We start from the raw sequence: 19,071 nt of genomic DNA, 5'->3' as shown, positions 1-19,071 counted from the left end.
TAGTTATTCTATTTAGCGTATTTATTATTTTTATAATACATTAACATAATCATCGCAACTGCAACGGCAATCGAAATAATCATGAGATGTTTGTTTGTGATAAACACAATACTCACGAGGTAAGAAATAAGTAATATGGCTAATGCATAAATGATATGCTTAATATAATTGAATTTTTCATGGAAATAAGGTGCATTTAACCAAATACCAATGAAAAAGAGTAATATACTTAAGTACATTAAATTAATTTCAAAAAAGGCATTTAATTCCGTATTATCGCTAAAGACTAAAGCTGCATTTAGCGTACCTAACGCGATATTAATTAAAAGATGTGTATACACTAAACGAAAACCGATTGTTCGTGTTTTGTGATTAATATAGTTTTCAGTGATTAGCCAATATGTCCCAAACATACATACTAAAATTAAAAATTGGAAAATATAAATATAGCTAAAATCAGTGATACTAAATATCGAAGCAAGACCAACGATAATCTCACCAAAAATAATAATGGTTAGTAAGGAAAAACGTTCGACTAAATGCATCATATTAACTGGTGATTGTTCTAAATACTTTCTGAAAGGAATTAAGCCAGTACCTGCAATAAATACGCCTAAGAATGCTGGAATATAATGGACACTAGATGGTAGTAGTAATGCTAGAAATGATAATATAGATACAGTTAGTGCCACAATCGCGAAAGACTGACATGTTCGTTTGTCTGCATAACTTAATTTGCGACTCGTGTGTAAGAGATACTGCACTCCAATACTTAAATACATAAGCGCAACACAAAAGAAGAACGGTTTAAACGTTTTTTCAAAATTAGGATAGAGACTGTTCGCAAGAAAAATCAATATAAACATATTAATCATTATAAATATGACGTCTTTTGTTACTGCATCACCAAAACGATTAGTGAAAAATGTTTGATGCGACCACAGGATCCATAAAATTAAACTCATCATGACATATTTGAAAAATAATTCAAACGATATCGTACCATGATGTGTATGTAGGATAACGTGTGCAATTTTTTGAATGGCATATACAAATATTAAATCGAAAAATAATTCGTGAAAGCCGGCTCTTTTAATTTCTAAGTGCCGATTTTGAGTCATTGTTGACATACTTGTCCTCCCTTTGTGTAGCTATTTTACCACAATTATTTAGGGTATATTAGAAAAAATTATGAATAAAAAACCGCATCATAAAACGATAAGCAGAAGCGTATCATAAGTGATACGATTTTTTAAGTAGCTACTTAAAGCGATTTTGAACAAATCATAATGTAAAAAGTTTACAGAAATTGTAGTTAAGTTTTTGTGAGAATGTGTATTTATTATTGTTATATTAAGGAGAGAAATGTCCATGAGCAAAATAGAACAATTTAAAATTTACAACTATAAATCAATTAAAGAACTAGTGGTTGATTTAAATAAAAATTTAAACATCTTTGTAGGGCCAAACAACTCAGGAAAAACAAATATAATTAATGCAATATTTGAAGGTTTAAATGTGAAAAGTTCAAATACCCCTTATACAAGTATAAGCAGAATTGATAATTTTGAAAGAAAAAAAGTTAAGGCTATTTTTTCAACATTTGAGAAGGGAAAAATAATTTATAATGAAGATTCGTATAATAATTCTGTTAAATATCTAAAACCTGATATTAATCCACTTTATGACGAAAACGCTAAAAGATCAATAAGTAAGAATATTAAAGTAGCTAAAGTTGATAATAATACGACAATGGAACAATCTATGATTGAGATTGTTGATTTCTTAGATGGGTTAGAAGATGATGAAATGTCATCTGTATTATCTAACATAAATAAAGACTTAATGGTTTTAAGTAAGCAATTCTATTCTCTGTCAATTTTTAATAATCGAATTTTTGTAGCTGACAGCTATGGTGATACTGCTCCAATATCTGAGAAAAGTAATGGTGTTAAAAAATTGGTTATTATGTCATATTGGATTAATAAATATAATATAGAAAATAGTGAGCTACCAGATATAATTCTTTTTGATGAACCTGAAGTACATTTGCATATTGAAGCTCAAAGATATCTTTATAAGAAAATAAAGGAATCATTTACAGAATCACAAATTATTATTAGTACACATTCTACTGCATTTATAAATGAAACAGATATAAATAATATATATTTAGTTGATAGAGACGTAATGAGAGGTACATTTATAGATTTCAAAAATGAAGATAAAGTTAAACTTTTGAAGATAAATGAAATTATGGGTATAAATTTATTAGATACATTGAAAATAGATGTAAATGCAACAGTAGTTATGGTGGAAGGGAAAACTGATAAAAATGTACATAATTTTATATATCATAAGCTGTTTCCAAAGAAAAAGTTAACTTTTATAGAAATAGAAGGAGCAAATAAAATAACGGATTTTATTAGTGTATATAAAGAAGTTTTTCCAACCCCTCCGTTAGGAATTTTAGATTATGATTCCAAGGGGTTATCTTTAATTAAAAAAATTAAAGATAAATTTGATAATATTTATAATTATAGAATTATTTTAAATAATAATGAATTTATTGAATCATATGAAGGGAATGAAAATGTTTCAGATGAGAAGTCAATACAAGTTGAAGATTTATTTGAAAAAGATTTTATTATCACTTGTATAAAAAAACTATTAACCAAAGATGGTGTAATAGAATACTTTGATGAGATATTAAAAGAATATAAAAACTTTAAATCGTTTGAAAAAGTAATTAAATCAAAAAATATTAAAATAAAGGGTTTTAAATATAGTATCAATAAATATAGTTTGAATATTATTATCATGCAAAATTTACAAATATTAGATAAAGACAGCTTTATAAAAGTAGTTACCAATTTCGAAAAATTATACGATAATTTAAATAAAAATAAATAAAGTGAAAATGATGTATTTTACTTTTAAAAAGATTAAAATACAACCAGACAATAGAATGTATTGTTTAATTTTAATGATTTCAACTGGCTTTTTTATCTATTCTCAAATTTAATACTTTGTTTTCAGTATGTTAGTGTTAAATTCAAATAAGAGTTTATAAATTTTTCTAGGGGAGGATTATTTGTTTTATAAAAACAAATATAAATAAACGATGGCAAATATTTTTCCAATTAATAAAGTACGTGAAAAAGCAAAACAAATTCCAACTGAATCGATATTGCCCTATATTGAAATAGTCAAGCAATGGCAAAATGATTATCACAATGGAACATTGAAATTTGATAAAGAAACTACCAGAGAGCAAAGTTATAATAATGATTTTTTTATAAAAATATTAGGCTATAAAACCAAGCCTTTTGAAAATTGGACTTTTCAGCCTCAACCGGCAACTATAATCGGACAACATCCAGATGCTGTTCTTTCTAATTCTGATGAAAATAATGTATATGCAGTTATTGAATTAAAGAGTGCAAATGTTCCAATTGATCGACCGCAGAGACGTGCAGGTAATTTAAGTCCTGTTCAACAAGCTTTTAAATACAAACCCTTATATAGAAAATGCCCATTTGTTATAGTAAGCAACTTTTGGGAGTTTCGTATTTATCAAGATAATCAATTAGATTATGAAAATTGGACATTAGATGACTTAGTTGATTCAGAAAATGAATATATAAAATTTAAAACTTGGTATTTTATTTTATGTGCAAAGAATTTTATAGGTAGTGATAACGAAAAAAGTAATACTGAAAATCTTTTATCTGAAGTTAGAATAGAACAAGAAAAAATATCTAAAATATTTTATGAAGAGTATAAAAATGCTAGGTTAAGTTTACTTCGGGATATGTATAAAAATAATCAAAATGTTAGAGAAAATTTTGATTTAGGAATTGAAAAAGCTCAAAAAATAATTGATAGAATCGTCTTCATTTGCTTTGCAGAAGATAGGGGCTTAATTCCAGACAATAAATTAAACGAAGTTGCTTTATATGCTAAAAACCACCCTTTTATGGATTATTGGGGTGTGTTAAAAAACTTTTTTACATCTATAGATTCAGGGAGCCAAAAATTAGAAATACCTCATGGTTATAATGGTGGTCTTTTTAAAGAAGATAAAGTACTTAATGATTTAAAAATTTCTGATGAAGTATTAGAAAAAGTTTCCAATCTTTCAAAATATGATTTTGAACAAGATTTAAGCGTAAATATATTAGGTCACATATTTGAACAGTCTGTAAGCGATTTAGAGGAAATTAAATCAAAAGTTAATGATACGAATGAGAAAAGTGATTCAAAAAGAAAAAAGCAAGGTATTTTTTATACACCAGATTACGTAGTTAAATACATTGTAGATAATTCTTTAGGTAAGTATTTAAGAGAAAATGAAGAAAAAATTAAAAAAGAATATGGTTTAAAAGAAGAAATTCTTGAAAAAAATTACGAAAAACGAGAGAGAGAAGCATATTTAAAATATCAAGTCTTTTTGCAAAATATTAAAGTTTTAGATCCTGCATGTGGATCTGGTGCATTTCTCGTATACGTGTTCGATTATCTACTGGCTGAAAATAAGCGTGTAGGTGATATACTTTTTGGGAGTTTATTTAGCACAGATGATTATATAAGAGATATTTTGAAAAATAATATCTATGGGGTTGATTTGAATGAAGAATCTGTTGAGATTACAAAATTATCTCTTTGGTTGAAAACCGCACAAAAAGGCAAAAAATTAACTACATTAGATAAAAACATTAAGTGTGGTAATAGCCTAATATCTGAACCGTCTATCGCTAAAAATAAATCATTCAACTGGAATGACGCATTTCCAGAAGTGTTTTCTGAAGGAGGATTCGATGTTATAGTTGGAAATCCTCCTTATGTTGCGACTAAGCAAATTCCAAAAGAGGAAAGAGAGTACTACTGGGTAAAATATAAAGAAATTCTAGTTTCTGAAATTGATCTATATGAAATTTTTACCTACAAATCAATTAAGGAATTATTAAAAGAGAATGGATATTTAGGTTTTATTACACCTAATTCATATTATACAAATGCAAGTTTTACAAAATTTAGACAATACTTAATTAATGAAAACGAAATTAAAATGATTGTAGATTTTCCATATAGATTTTATCCTTTTATAGATGTGAATAAGGAAACAGCTATTCTTACTTTAAAAAAAGCAAATTCTAATAACGAAATAGAATTGTGGACTATAGATAAGCACAAAACAATAATTAATGAAGGTATTAATGAAAATACATTGAAAATTAAAAGTAAATCATCAAGTAAAGAACTCATGAGCATTTGTGAGGGAAAGATAATAACTAATTTAAATAATATATTAAGAAAATTACTTTTAATTAAAGGTAAATTTGGCGATAGTGTCGAGTTGCATAAAGGTTGGATGAATGTTCCTAAAATTACAAATCATGAGAATATATTAATAGAATCAGGAATATTTACAAGTGAACAAATAACTAATTTGAATATTGATAAGATATGTCAACCGTATTTAGAAGGCAGGGATATTCATAGATATTATGTTGATGAAGTAGATAAATTTGTTAATATTTCAGGTATGGATAAAAAAACTATGGAATGGCATTATCAAGAAAAAATAGTTCTTCAAAGAATTGTGGGTCAAAATAAAAACAAGATTTTTGCCACATATGATAATTCTAATAAAGTAATATTTCCCAATGCGAATTTAATAAACTGTCGAAATAATGAAAATCCTAAAATTTATTTAGGGATTTTAAATTCAAAACTCATTAGTTATTTTTATAATTTATATTACGGAGAATCAAATACAAATATCACAAAATCTGCACTTGAGAATTTACCTTTACCAAAAATAAGTTCTGAGGAAAAGGATAAAATAGTTGAAAATGTTGAACAAATCCTTTTATTAACGAATAAAAAGATTGAAAAAAGTAAAACTTTTATTCGTAGATTAATTGACACAAAGGGTGATTTGAATGTTACTAAGAAGTTGAAAAATTTTGATCAATTAACATTTAGAGAGTTTAATATTGAACTTAAAAGATTGAAACTTCATTTAACATTAAAACAACAAGATGAATGGGAAGAGTATTTTGAAGAGTATAAAAAGGTGATTGTTGAAATATCAAAAAAACTCAAATTTAATGAAGATAGAATAAATAATTTAGTTTGCAATATATATGGTTTGAATGAAAAGGAAATAGAGTTTATTCAATTTAGTATAGATAATCAATAGGAATCTTAAATCATATGCCAAAAGGTAAAGATGTCTTTGTAATAAGTAAATAAATTAGTATTTAGATAATAAAAACTTAAACTTATAATTAATAATATCGCCCCTGCTAAAAAGTATTGTAATAGGGGCGATATAGTTTTTTACATTATCAACAATCATTAATTCTTTAAGTGTATTCAAATCGTCTTGTCAAACATCTTTAGTGATTGCAAAAGTATTATAAATATAGATGTTTTTTATACTGTAGATTAAATTGTTTATCAGCTCGTTTCGAACATTTAAATACGAAAAACCGCATCACTACCTGATAAGCAGAAGCGTATCATAAATAAAAAATAGGTTGTGTATAATATAATATGAAGTGAATTGATGGAAAATAATATATGGACAGTCTTGATAACAGGAGTATTTTTGATGGCTCTAAGGAATGGATTAGATTATACATGGGTATCAGAATTGCGAATACAAAGTTAAATTTAGAAATACTTTATCCAGTCTATACAGAATGTTTTATTTAAGCTAAGAAAGTGAGAGGAGCGTACAGAACTCCTTTTACACAAGAAGATCTGTTATATTTATGAAAATAATAAGTTGAAGGAGAGTTACAGGATGAATAAAAGTAAAGTTTATGCCATTATAGTATTAACTATATGCTTAATAATTATGACAGTCTGCTTACCGTTTTTAATTAAAAATGGTAGTTATTCGGCTATTTTTTCTGCTTTCATTCCTATAACAATAGTAATAATTTATCTTATCTTTAATAAGCGAAATAATAATGATAATTAGGTATTGTAATAACATCACTTATACTTTAAAAATGACGGAGGGATTGGTTAGAAGTGACAATATTTACAATAGGTCATTATAATTATAATCTAGAAACATTTCTTGAAATGCTAGAAAAAGCCAAGATAACAAAAATTATAGATGTTCGTTCATTTCCAAATAGTAAAAAACATCCACAATATAACCAACATGACTTTATGGATTGGCTAAAAGAGCACAATATAAAATATAAACATATTTCATTACTAGGCGGAAGAAGAAAACGTTCTGGCGTAGTTGGAGAAAATTTGAATGTTGGTTGGAAAAATCAATCATTTCACAATTATGCAGATTATACTTTGAACGACGATTTTAAAGAAGGTATCAATATATTGATGGAAGAAAAAGATAATAATGTGGTTGCATTGTTATGTGCTGAACGTCATCCTTCAAGATGTCATCGTTTGATTATTAGTAATTGGCTACAGGCACATAATGAAAATGTAACACATGTTATTTTAAATAATAATGGCATTGAATTAAAATCGCATAAATTAGGAGAATGGGGAGCTATGCCTATCATTGAAGATGATGGGCATGTTGTATCTCCCTTTATAACAAAATAAATTCCAATGATAAATTAAAAAGTAATGAATAAAAATCACATAATCAAAGAAGACCCAGTAGTGTGTCACAAGTGATGCTATTTGATAGATATTTAATAATACAATAGGTCATTATGAAATAATTTAACAGCATCCAAATTATACATTTATATAATTAATTAACAAAAAAGACCCGATTAGATTCGAGTCTTTTTTACTTGAACTTAATATAGTAGGAGTTGTTGTTAATGAGAAGAATTTAGAATTTTTAATATGGCTTCTTTGTTACTTATAAAATCGATTTGTTGGAGAATTTGATTCTTAGTATCATTCAATTTACCTTGTTTTAAAATACTACTGGAAAAATTTTTGGGTTGATAATTATCCCAATACTCTAATTCTGAAAATAGTTCATGATATGTTTTCATGATATATAACCACCTTTTAATTATATTCAATAAAATAGCTCTTCAAATTAAGAAGAGCGTTACACATCTTCTCATCTTTCAGTTATTTAAAACTGTTGGAATTAGCACATCGCTATTTAGCTGTTGCTGGAGCTTCTAAGGGCCAAGTCCCTCCACTCACTCTTAATAAGAGAACTATTTTATTAACTGTATTATAACACATAATGGAATAATTGGTGATAATGCATTACTCAAATTTGAGTGAAAATTAAGTTGTTTTATTACAAAATTTTCATCGAGGAAAAAGATAATAGATTTGAACAAAGAATGTATGAACCAAAAATAAAGTGCTGAGACGCATTACGGGAAGGGAATTATTAAGTTTAGTGTGACGCAGAACTGTCTTTTTAAACTCTACACGAATATCAATATGGTTAATGACAGTAAAATATAATTTTTTGAGTAGTACCTTATCCATTGTCTTTATATTTAGATATATGACATAACATAAGAGAAACTTGTTTAGTATCGTAAGATAATTTCTCTTGATTTTGCTGTTTCTTAAACTGGTTTATTTGTTTTTTAATGACATTCAGTTGTTTTTCTACTTGAGTATAGATATTTCATCAAATGAGATGAAATAAATTATATTTAAAAAATAATAATATAAAGGAATTGAACACTTGAAAATTCAGAATATTATAAAAATAAATATGCAATTTTAAATTAATTAGCTTATAATGTCTATGAGAGAATTACAAAAATAGAAAATATATTGCAAATCATCGAAATATAAATTGAAATTTTTAATAATTAACAAGAATTATATAAGATAAAGAACTGTCAAACAAAGGAGAGATTGTTTTGGTTGTTTTAATTCCAAATGATAATGAAAGAAAAGAGGATTTTAACAATAGTGAAGCTGAAAAAAAGCTATATGAAGCTTTTAAAAATTTAAGTGATGACTACTATGTTTTTCATTCAACGAATATACCTGTTAAAAATGGGAAACGAATATTAGATAAAGAGATTGATTTTATTATCTTTAATCCTTCCTATGGAATTTTATGTATTGAAGTTAAAGGCGGGCTCATAAAATACGAGGATAATATTCTGAGACAAAAGAAAAATAAAGAAATAAGTGATCAAAATAACGAAGATGATTATAAAAAAATATATCCATATAAGCAACTAAAAAAAGTAAAATATAGTTTAGTAAATACATTAAAAAGAAAATACCCAAAAGGTGTTAAAGCCTATGAATTATATTCTTGTGTGTGGTTCCCTGATATCAAAAGTGAAAATATAACAGGTCAGTTACCACTAGAGTATAAGGACAATGGAATGTTATGCAAAGAACATATGAATGATGTTCAATATACTTTAGATAAGGTGTTTAAAGATTTAACAAATAATAATGTTATTAGAAAAAATGAAGAAGCAATAAAAACAGTAATTGATACAATAGCTCCTAAATTTACTGCTTTTATACCATTGAATGATTTATTTATTAATCATCAAACTACTTTCAAAGCTATGACAAAAAGTCAGATAGAAGTTATTAAATCGTTTGAAAATAACGAAGCCGTTCTTGTTGAAGGATTGGCAGGGACTGGTAAATCTATAATCGCTTTAGAACAGGCTAAAAAATTGACTGAAAACGAAAATGATACAGTCATATTTTGTTTTAATAGGCTTTTAAAAGAACACTTTGTCAATCGTTTATCCAGTTTTGGTGAAAATATTAACGTTATGAATATGCTCGACTTATATCGTTGTGTTAATAAAATAGGTCATGAATCATTTAATAAAAAAGAGCAAGAACAATTTTTACAAAATTTGTTAAATAATATTGAAAAATTCCCCTTTAAAAATGTTGTTATTGATGAAGCTCAAGATTTTACAGCAGATATACTCAGCAATTTATATAAAATCACTCAAAAAAAGGGCGGGAAATATTATGCATTTTATGACTTGAATCAGAAACATACAAATAATAATACAGAAGATTGGTTACTTAAAAATGATTTAACTAAAGCAAAACTATACAACAATTGTCGAAATACATTTGAAATAGCTGAAACGATTTCAAAGTTAAAAACTGCAGGAGAAATGTATTGTAAACATGGTATAAGCGGCACGAAACCTTCTATGAATATTATAAAAAATCTTAATGATATGAATAAACACTTATTAAAAAGAGTGGATTATTACATTGAACAAGGGATAAAAAAATCGAATATTGTTATTTTATCATTAGAAAATGAAGAGAATATGAATAAAAGTAAATTAGATGAATTAAATATTAGCTTTGAACGTGAGGAAGATAAAGTGTTATTCACAACAGCTAGAAAATTTAAGGGACTTGAAGCTGATGTCGTATTTATTGTAGATTTACAGGAAAATTTATTTGTTAATGAAAAATATCGAAACTTGCTTTATATTGCAATTTCCAGGGCAAAACATGTAGCTGAAATTCTTGTGGATTATGAGGACAATAAATACAAACGCTTAAAAAATTCTGTAATAAGAAATGATAGTGATAGTCTAGCTGATGTTTTATCAGAAAGATATAATATAGAACTAAAATATAACTATTAAACGACGTATAAATTAAATTTTTACAACAAAACCATTATAATGGAATAAATAATACAATTTTTTACTTATGGAATAGGGGAATATTTAGTGACATTATCAACTTTAATTAAAGAGATAGGAAATACATACCTTAAAGAAAAGGAATCAGGTGAATTTACGGGGGCACCAGTTGGAAAGTTAGTAAGAAATCAGATGGTCGATGAACTAAAAAATATAGAACGGCTGAAGCGTTTTAAACTCAAAGGTAGTATTGGAAATGGGAATTTTGCAGAAGTACCATGGGTTGCTATTATGGATGGAAATATAACAAATACTACTACTGAAGGTATCTATATTGTTTTCTTATTTAGTGGAGATGGAGAGAAGGTATTTCTTACTTTAAATCAAGGTGTTACGTATTTTAAAAATAAAAAATTAAAAAAACATGACATCGTAAAAATATCAAACGCGATCTATGGAATATTAGATTCTCCTGAAAGCGCGCCTATTGATATTGATTTAAAAGCTAAGACATCATTAGGGAAAGGTTATGAAAAAACCGCGATTAGTGGCTTCGAATATTATATAAATGATTTGCCAGATTCTTCAATAATTGAAAATGACATGAATAAATTATTGAACGATTATGAACAGTTAATTGCTAAATATAAAGAAAATGGGCAAAATCTTGATCAATTTTATCGATATATTTTAAATGCAAAAGATAAAAAATACCAATTATTCAAAAATTTATTTAGAAATTTTGTAGAACAAAGTCAAATTAATATTACGAGTAATGATAAAAGTACTGAAATAAAACATGAAGGCCTTGAAGAGGTGAAAATTACTAAAATTAAAGATTATAACTCTATACAAATTTACGATGTTGAATTTCATATCCATCTATTTAGTAATGGACAATATGGTAGAAAAAACGGTAACGGTAGCGGTAAAATTCCATATGTATGTTATAAATACTCAAATGCAAGGTGGGCAACTATTAGAACAACTTTTGAAAATTATAAAATGAGTACTGTTAGAGTGACATTATGGGATGAAATAGATCAAAAAGAACAAGAAACAGGGCAAAGTTATAATATTGTAGATATGGACTTATTTTCGGACAATCCACCTAATGAATATTTCAAACAATTTTATGATGATTATATAGGTTATAAAAACGAGGTGGAACCAATGATAGAAAGTGAAATAGTGAAAGAGTTAACAGATAAATTATTAAAATCCAAAAACCTCATATTGAGGGGTGCTCCTGGAACAGGTAAGAGTTATCTAGCGAAAGCAATAGCTTGTAATATGATAGGTACTTCTAATGAAGATCTAGAGTCTTCAGAACAATTTGAGTTTGTTCAATTTCATCCCAATTATGATTATACGGATTTTGTTGAAGGCATTAGACCTGTTATATCTCATGATGGAACTATGGGGTTTGATTTAAAATCAGGAATATTCAAAATGTTTTGTGAGCAAGCTTTAGAGACACAAATTGGTAATTCTTCAGATAAAACGAGCGGAAAACATGAAAATCACATTAAATATGGCGATAATCATAAAAAGTATATCTTTGTAATTGATGAAATAAATAGAGGAGAAATTTCAAAGATATTTGGAGAACTGTTTTTTTCAATAGATCCTAGTTACAGAGGAATAGCTGGAGCAGTAAAAACACAGTATTCAAATATGGAGACTGAAAAAGACAAATTCTATATTCCTGAGAACGTATATATTATAGGAACTATGAATGATATAGATCGCTCTGTAGATACTTTTGATTTTGCAATGAGACGTAGATTTAGATTTGTCGAAATTAAGGCGAATGAAAACCTTGAAATGTTAGATTCTCTCGGAGATGACAAAGATGAAGCAATTAATAGAATGATTAGCCTTAACGATGCAATATCTCAAGTTGATGAGTTGGATAGAAATTACCATATTGGGGCTGCGTATTTCTTGAAATTAAAAGATATAAGTTTTGAAGAACTATGGGAAGACTTTTTAGAACCGCTATTATCTGATTATATAAGAGGAATGTTTAATGAAGAAGAGATCATGGAATCATTTAAATCGGTTTATGATAACCCACAAATAAGTTCAGAATTAGGTTCAGAAGATGAAGTTGGTTAAAATTAAGGATAATTCTACTGAATCTTCCAATAAGTTTAGTGAAATTTCCAATATAATTTCTTCAATATTAGATAAAAACATATCAGAACTTGATGAGACGGGCATATTTGTATTCCCTAACAGTTTAAAAAAGCAAGAAGGTATAACAACAGATCAATTTATTCTTAATAAAGTTGGCCAAGAATATCGTTCCAGTAATATTATGGGATTTATAGGTTACAATGACGAAAATTTAATAATTGAATCGCGTTTTTCGGAAGGACAACAAGATTATTTTTTTCAATATTTAATAGAAAATGTTTTGAAAATACCTTATGTTATTGATCTAAATACAATAATTGACCAAGACAATAAAATTATTGATTTATTTATATTTATTTTTCCATATTATTTAAAGAAAGCTATGCGCAAAGGTCTGTTCAAACAATATACAAGAAATGAATATAACAATAATAATATAAAGGGCACTATTGATATACAAAGACATATTAAAAATAACACACCTTTTATAGGTAATATTGCTTATTCCCAAAGAGAGTTTTCATATGATAACTATATGCTTCAGTTAATTAGACATACAATAGAATTTATTAAAAAAAGAAAAGAAGGCGCAGGCGTGTTAAATAGTGTCAGGAATGAAGTGAAGGAAATTCGTGAAGTTACTACAAGTTATAATCATATGGATAGAAATAAAATAATAGCGTTTAATAATAAGCGAACTATAAGACACGCCTATTATAAGGAATATAGAGAGTTGCAGAAACTTTGTTTAACAATTTTACAGCGTCATAAGCATTATATTGGTAATGGTAAAGAGAAAATTCATGGTATTTTATTTGATGGAGCATGGTTGTGGGAAGAATATATTGATACATTAGTTAGTACAGATTTCTATCACCCTAAAAATAAGGGGGGTAGTGGATCTCAAAGATTGTTTAGTAGACATTTAGGACCGAAAATTGGATTAGTTTATCCAGATTTTATTGGACGTAATCAAGAAAATAGAATAATTGCCGATGCAAAATATAAACCAATCCAAAATATAGCTAATAGAGACTATTTGCAAGTTCTAGCTTATATGTTCAGATTTGATTCTAAAATAGGCTATTATTTCTATCCAAACCATAAAGAAACTAGGGATGAAGTATTATATTTAAATCAAGGGATTAGCTATGAGAGAAATGTGCAAATGCGTGAGGATATAAAAGTAACTAAACTTGGTCTTGTTATCCCTAAAGAAGTTGAAAATTATAAAGATTTTTCAAAGAAAATGAAAAAATCTGAACAAGCATTTTTAGCTAAAATGTGATTTATCTGGGAATCTGAAAGATTAGATGGTGAAACTAAATTACTTTATCATTATTTAGAAAATACTATTCGTATTAAAAACAACAGAATAATAGTATAGAGTAGAGGCTGGGCAATTAATGTTATCCTGCTCTTTTCATATTGGCAGTAGATGACTGAAAGTCTACTTCAAATTCAGCTTTATAATGTTTATCCATAAAGATGCACCTCAGAAGTTAGATTTTTAGTCCAACTTTTGGGGTGCACATTATTTTAAGTATTTTTACAGTCTTTTTCTAATACTAAGCACTACTAAATGGTTTTTCTAAACAGGGCTAATGTAGAATTGCCAAAGGCTTCTGTGTCTGTGTCAAAAGTTTCTACTACTTCGAATCCAAAGTATGTGATTTCTTTTATTAGATCAGTCTTTGACTTTTCTAAATAAGGAATAACTTTTAATGGTATTTTTATTTTTTCTCCATTTATTCTTACCATTCTATCTATATAATTTTCTTTATGAAAGTTCTTTAATTGTTCTTTAACTTGATCGTAATCTTCTATTGTATGGAATCCTTTGCCCCACTCTGATTTACAATGATCAACTAAGAAGTAACCATCCTTTTTTAAGATTCTTGCAACATTTTTTAGATGACATAATCTGTCTGAGTTTTTATTAATCATGTGTAAGCAGCCCATATTCATAGCTAAGTCGAAAGTTTCATCTTCATATTTATTTAAATAAAGTACATTTCCAGTGCTGAATATAGATTGTTCGTCATTAAAGTTTCCAATTTTTTCTTTTGCTTTTTCAATTGCACTGTGAGAAATGTCGATACCCTGTATATCAATATTTTGTTTGTGTAAAAAAATGGTATCTCTTCCTTCTCCACACCCTAAATCTATAACTTTCCCTTTAAATATATTTGGATATTTTCGAAAAACCTTTAATAATGATTCATTTGTTTTCCTGTTTCCCATAAATCAGCACCAACGCTATAAATTTTTTTATCTCTTTCTTCGTAACCAAAATAGTAGTCATCGATATCAGCAAATAGTTTTTGAGTATCTTCACCATTTTCTATGGCTAAATTATAGTGATTTGAAAGTGAAATACGTGTGTTAGACACTAATAAATTTATAAAGTACTTTTTATTTTTGTGTATTTCAAACTTTTCTCCGACACCAATAAGAAATGGTTTTGCTACTTTACTTTTATTAGAACATTCTATTATGGCTAAACGACCACTTTCAACAGTTAGATTATTCTCTTTATCACTAGTTATTTTGAAAGTGCGCAAATCATTATTTTTTATAAATTGTAGAGTGTTAATCATCATCACCTTCTAACTCAAACAATAGCTTTTCTTTTAATTTAGAAGGATGTTTAAATGCTCTGCAGGTGTTTAATAATTTCCGAGCTTCATTTAAATTGTTAGATTTTAATAATGAAAAATAGAGTGTTATTGGAATAATATCTCTTTGAGCGTTGCTACCTCCAAAATTTGTATTATTTACTAAAGGAAACAATTTTTTAGAAGCTTCAGAATAATTTTGTCTAGCAAAATCGTAAAAGCCACTTAATAAGTTATATTGTTCGTAATTAATTGTATTATATTGTCTTTCTCTTACCTGTTGAATAAGCGATTCAATTTTTTCTTTTTCGTCTTTTAAAATATAGGCTATTAAAGCATGTAAATCATTGAAAATAAAGTGGCTATTATTTAAGTAATCGTCCCAATTGTTTAATGACTTATATGGAATGGTATTATTTTCATCCAATAAATGTAATCTCCAAAGTAGGGCAGTGACGTCTAAATCTTCAAACCCATTCTCAATGTTTTTGCGTATGATTTCATTCGTCATAATCTGTTTAACTTCTTTGAAATCCAAGTTGAATAAATGAAATACTGCTAAATGCCACCAAACATGAATTCTCATACCTTTATTACATTCCCAATATGGCTTCATTTTTTTCATCCACAATATGCCTTCTTGATATTTACCTGTTTCATAAAAATAATGACACATAGCATGTATTGAATATACATCTTTAGGATTTATACTAAGTGCAATATCGGCTGCATTTTTTCCTTCTTCAAACATTCCATTTTCAATTAAAGCAAATGATTCAATACCTTTGCTATATCCATAAAAAGAATGGTTTGTATTTGTAAAAGCATTGACTACAATTTGTGATGTTTCAAGCATACTTTTTTGCCAACCAAGATTAAATTCCATCATATGAAGGGCAAAGAAAGCAAGTCGATTTTTTGGGTTATTATTAAGTAATTCTCTATATTTTTGGTGAGCATCAGTGTATTTACAAGTTGCTTGTTTTTCTAAAGCATTATTTAAAAGTACGGTATCAGTATTATCTATTGAATTGATGTTTAGAATTTTTAAATTCTCTAATGCTTTATTATGCTTTCTTTTTTCCATGCTACTTAAATATTCAATTGTTTGTAATTGTAATAGAAATATATCTTGAGTATTAATATTTACATATTGAATGGGTTCAATCATTCCATAAAGATGATCATATAATGTTTCGATATTAATTTCTTGTTGCGAGTAATATACATTGTTATAAATATCTTTCCTTTTAATTAAATGATTTTTCAATTGTAGTGTTCCTTTCGTGATGTTCAATTTTCAATAAAAGCATTAATATAATTAACAAAATAAATGATGGTAACCAAACAAAGTTTAAATTGAATATACCAAGATAAATACAGAATGCAAGAACTGGTAGCCCCAAAGCATTTCCCAGGGAATAAATATGTTTTACAGTATGACTAGCGTATGCTGTAACAATGATTTTTCTGAAAATAATTCTTGCGCTGCCAAAAGTGAAACCGAACAATAGCATTAATAGTAATTTCATTACCAGCGTTCCTTCAGCCAAATACCACATTACAGTGATAACAATACTTATTATAAAAAATAGAGACAACCAATTATTAGATCGTAATTTACTGAGTATTATTCCAATTAAAGCCATTCCCAGACCTAAAGCACAGTCCAACAGTGCGACTTCATGAACTTCTCCACTCTTAAAAGCTGTAAAAGTAGGTAACATAAAATTGATAGTTCCTAATATTGGCCACATAAGCATACTTATAAAGTAATGTGTAAATTTTACAGATTCTTTAGTATGAACTTCATCATCTTTAGAAGGTAGTTGATTATCCTTATTTTGCTTCCTAATGACAATATAAAGAAGTAGATAAGTTAAGGCACACAATAAAAATATCCAACGAAGTGTAATAAAATTAACAATCACTGAAACAAACAAAGGTCCTATCATTAAAGCAACTTGATTGATAGTCATTGAAAGGGAACTATATTTGTTAATAAATACTTCACTTTCCTTTTTAACTAATTGTGAAAACCAAAACTCTAAACTTGTTTCTAAAAGAAAAAATACAATCCATAAAGCAAAATTTAGAATAATTAATTGCAAAGCGTTTCGGTAACATACTGTTATGATAATGACTATATAAAATAGTACTAAAAAAGACAATTTTGTCAGGCCAACACCTGAATAATTTTTAAAGAATAGCCTTATTAGAAATGGAGTGAATATTGCTGGCACAAATGAAAGGATTGTAGCCAGCGCTAAATCACTCGTAGATTCAGGATTTGCGAGTTCCCAATTTATAATGAGGATTAAACCTCCACAGATAAATCGATATAGTGCTGTAATGGTTAAATATTTAATCATTATGAACATCACTACAGTCAAAAATTTCATTTGTTAATTCATTGGCTTTGTGAATATGTTTGTATGTTTTTGAAGTTGGTAACTCAGGCCAGTTCAATTGAATGAGTCCTTCACGATTGCTCCAATTTTCAGGGTCAGTTACGATATCTCCAACTTTTTTAAGTATATTTATTTTTTTGATTTCAGGATCTTTTGATACATCTGGGTAATGAATATGCATGATCTTACCTTTTTGAGCTTTCATAAATGCTATGGCAGAAGTTTTTTTGGGAGTAAATGTATATTTAGGTTTTACGTCATTGTTAATATACATAGATATATGAAGGCTGTAGGGGTTAATGTCATAAGAAGATTCGACTAAATCCATAACAGCATCGCCACCAGGTCTAGCTGCAGCTTCTATGACATAGAGGTTGTTGTCTTTAATTTTTATTTCAACATGAGCAACTCCACGTGAAATTCCTAAAGATTTACAAGCTTGTATTGCAAGGTCTTTAATATTTTTATCTTTATATCTGAAACTGGGAACTAAATGACCCATTTCAGTAAACCACGGTCTAGATGATAAATATTTTTCTGTAACAGTAATGACTTCATAGAAATTATGACCACACAGTACTTCAACTGAAACTTCGTCATCACTATCAATAAATGCTTCAATCAGAAATCCACTTTTAGAAACTTGGAAATCATCTGCATAGATCTCCATCGTTTGTTTCGATTTAGTATAGGCATCCATACATTCTTGTTTATTATTGGCTAAATAAACACCGCCACTACCTCCAAAATCAACCGGCTTTATAATTACTGGAAAATTAAATTCATTCATTAGCTGTTTTAATTGTAATCCACTATTAAAATACATAGACTTTGGTGTAGGGATATTAAACTTTTCAAATATTGACTTCATTATACTTTTATTTCTACAAGCGTTTATGACTTGTTCTTCAAAGTAAGGCAAACCGTAGTCTTGATTTAGTTTGTTAGCGACTTTTAGTGTCCAATCATTTAAAGGAACAATAGATTTAGGTTTGTAACCTTGCGTTTTATAGTAAGCTATTTCATTTTTTATTTCTTCATAGTTTAAAGGATTAGCATTAATACAAAAATCCCAATAAGCATTATATTGATATTTTGCATTCTTAATAGCTGTCCAAACTTGGAAATCTCCGATTGCTTTGCCACCTGCATAAGATCTTTCTCTAAGAAACTGATCTGCACCTAATAACAATAGATATTCTTTCATATGAGCCTCCTCATTCATAAAACATTTATTATATAAAAATAATACCATATAATTTTATAGTTTAAAATGATATAAAAATGGATTGTGCGTTTTGTTTTTATCGA

The 19,071-nt window shown here is 27.5% G+C and carries 13 protein-coding genes and 1 riboswitch; of the genes, 6 read left to right on the top strand and 7 right to left on the bottom strand.

The genetic code is table 11. The features are described 5' to 3' along the window. Nucleotides 1-8: 8 nt before the first annotated feature. On the bottom strand, nt 9-1,130 hold the full coding sequence (locus KA830_RS10225; protein ID WP_210134234.1) for a low temperature requirement protein A: 1,122 nt from the start codon (nt 1,128-1,130) through the stop codon (nt 9-11). A 241-nt stretch (nt 1,131-1,371) separates the two neighbouring features. Between KA830_RS10225 and KA830_RS10220 the strand changes: the two genes are divergently transcribed. From KA830_RS10220 to KA830_RS10210, 3 genes are all read left to right on the top strand, one after another. Next, nucleotides 1,372-2,913 carry an ATP-dependent nuclease gene (locus KA830_RS10220; protein ID WP_210134233.1) on the top strand — a complete coding sequence of 514 codons (1,542 nt, stop codon included), beginning with the start codon at nt 1,372-1,374 and terminating at the stop codon, nt 2,911-2,913. 211 nt (nt 2,914-3,124) lie between these two features. After that, nucleotides 3,125-6,208: an Eco57I restriction-modification methylase domain-containing protein gene (locus KA830_RS10215; RefSeq protein ID WP_210134232.1), complete on the top strand. Its 3,084-nt coding sequence runs from the start codon at nt 3,125-3,127 to the stop codon at nt 6,206-6,208. Between the two features lie 842 nt (nt 6,209-7,050). Beyond that, a complete protein-coding gene (locus tag KA830_RS10210; RefSeq protein ID WP_204179860.1) occupies nt 7,051-7,602 on the top strand; it encodes a DUF488 family protein in 552 nt (183 codons plus the stop codon). Nucleotides 7,603-7,826: 224 nt separating this feature from the next. On the opposite strand, the gene KA830_RS10205 is transcribed toward KA830_RS10210, so the two are convergent. Beyond that, nucleotides 7,827-8,009, bottom strand: a complete 183-nt coding sequence (locus KA830_RS10205) for a hypothetical protein (RefSeq protein ID WP_204179859.1) — start codon at nt 8,007-8,009, stop codon at nt 7,827-7,829. A 68-nt stretch (nt 8,010-8,077) separates the two neighbouring features. Then, nucleotides 8,078-8,181: riboswitch (SAM riboswitch) on the bottom strand. A gap of 671 nt (nt 8,182-8,852) precedes the next feature. Here KA830_RS10205 and KA830_RS10200 point away from each other — a divergent pair. The 3 genes from KA830_RS10200 (at nt 8,853) to KA830_RS10190 (ending at nt 14,019) form a co-directional block, all read left to right on the top strand. Continuing rightward, nucleotides 8,853-10,589: an ATP-binding domain-containing protein gene (locus tag KA830_RS10200; protein ID WP_204179858.1), complete on the top strand. Its 1,737-nt coding sequence runs from the start codon at nt 8,853-8,855 to the stop codon at nt 10,587-10,589. An 87-nt stretch (nt 10,590-10,676) separates the two neighbouring features. Then, nucleotides 10,677-12,710: an MrcB family domain-containing protein gene (locus tag KA830_RS13870; protein WP_204179857.1), complete on the top strand. Its 2,034-nt coding sequence runs from the start codon at nt 10,677-10,679 to the stop codon at nt 12,708-12,710. Next, nucleotides 12,697-14,019: a 5-methylcytosine restriction system specificity protein McrC gene (locus tag KA830_RS10190; protein ID WP_204179856.1), complete on the top strand. Its 1,323-nt coding sequence runs from the start codon at nt 12,697-12,699 to the stop codon at nt 14,017-14,019. The genes KA830_RS13870 and KA830_RS10190 overlap by 14 nt, the downstream gene beginning before the upstream one ends. A gap of 290 nt (nt 14,020-14,309) precedes the next feature. Here the strand turns inward: KA830_RS10190 and KA830_RS10185 are convergent, their stop codons facing one another. Genes KA830_RS10185 through KA830_RS10165 form a run of 5 tightly spaced genes read right to left on the bottom strand, consistent with a single transcriptional unit; the run spans nt 14,310 to nt 18,967 of the window. Then, complete coding sequence (locus KA830_RS10185) at nt 14,310-14,975, bottom strand: class I SAM-dependent methyltransferase (RefSeq protein ID WP_204179855.1); 666 nt, start codon at nt 14,973-14,975, stop codon at nt 14,310-14,312. Next, entirely contained in the window at nt 14,942-15,331 is a 390-nt protein-coding gene (locus tag KA830_RS10180; protein ID WP_204179854.1) for a hypothetical protein, read from the bottom strand. Before KA830_RS10180 ends, KA830_RS10185 begins: the two co-directional genes overlap by 34 nt. Beyond that, nucleotides 15,324-16,619, bottom strand: coding sequence for a tetratricopeptide repeat protein (locus KA830_RS10175; protein ID WP_204179853.1), 1,296 nt, complete (start codon nt 16,617-16,619; stop codon nt 15,324-15,326). Before KA830_RS10175 ends, KA830_RS10180 begins: the two co-directional genes overlap by 8 nt. Further along, the gene (locus KA830_RS10170; protein WP_204179852.1) at nt 16,600-17,721 is read right to left on the bottom strand and encodes an MFS transporter; all 1,122 of its coding nucleotides are present in this window, start codon (nt 17,719-17,721) and stop codon (nt 16,600-16,602) included. The genes KA830_RS10175 and KA830_RS10170 overlap by 20 nt, the downstream gene beginning before the upstream one ends. Continuing rightward, nucleotides 17,714-18,967 carry an ATP-grasp domain-containing protein gene (locus KA830_RS10165; RefSeq protein WP_204179851.1) on the bottom strand — a complete coding sequence of 418 codons (1,254 nt, stop codon included), beginning with the start codon at nt 18,965-18,967 and terminating at the stop codon, nt 17,714-17,716. Before KA830_RS10165 ends, KA830_RS10170 begins: the two co-directional genes overlap by 8 nt. Nucleotides 18,968-19,071: the final 104 nt, after the last annotated feature.

The sequence above is a fragment of the Staphylococcus sp. GDY8P119P genome, from assembly GCF_017892075.1.
In the GTDB taxonomy this organism is placed as follows: Bacteria; Bacillota; Bacilli; order Staphylococcales; family Staphylococcaceae; genus Staphylococcus; species Staphylococcus ureilyticus.
The sequence above is the reverse complement of the archived record's forward strand: the minus strand, read 5'-3'. Positions and strand labels throughout refer to the sequence as shown.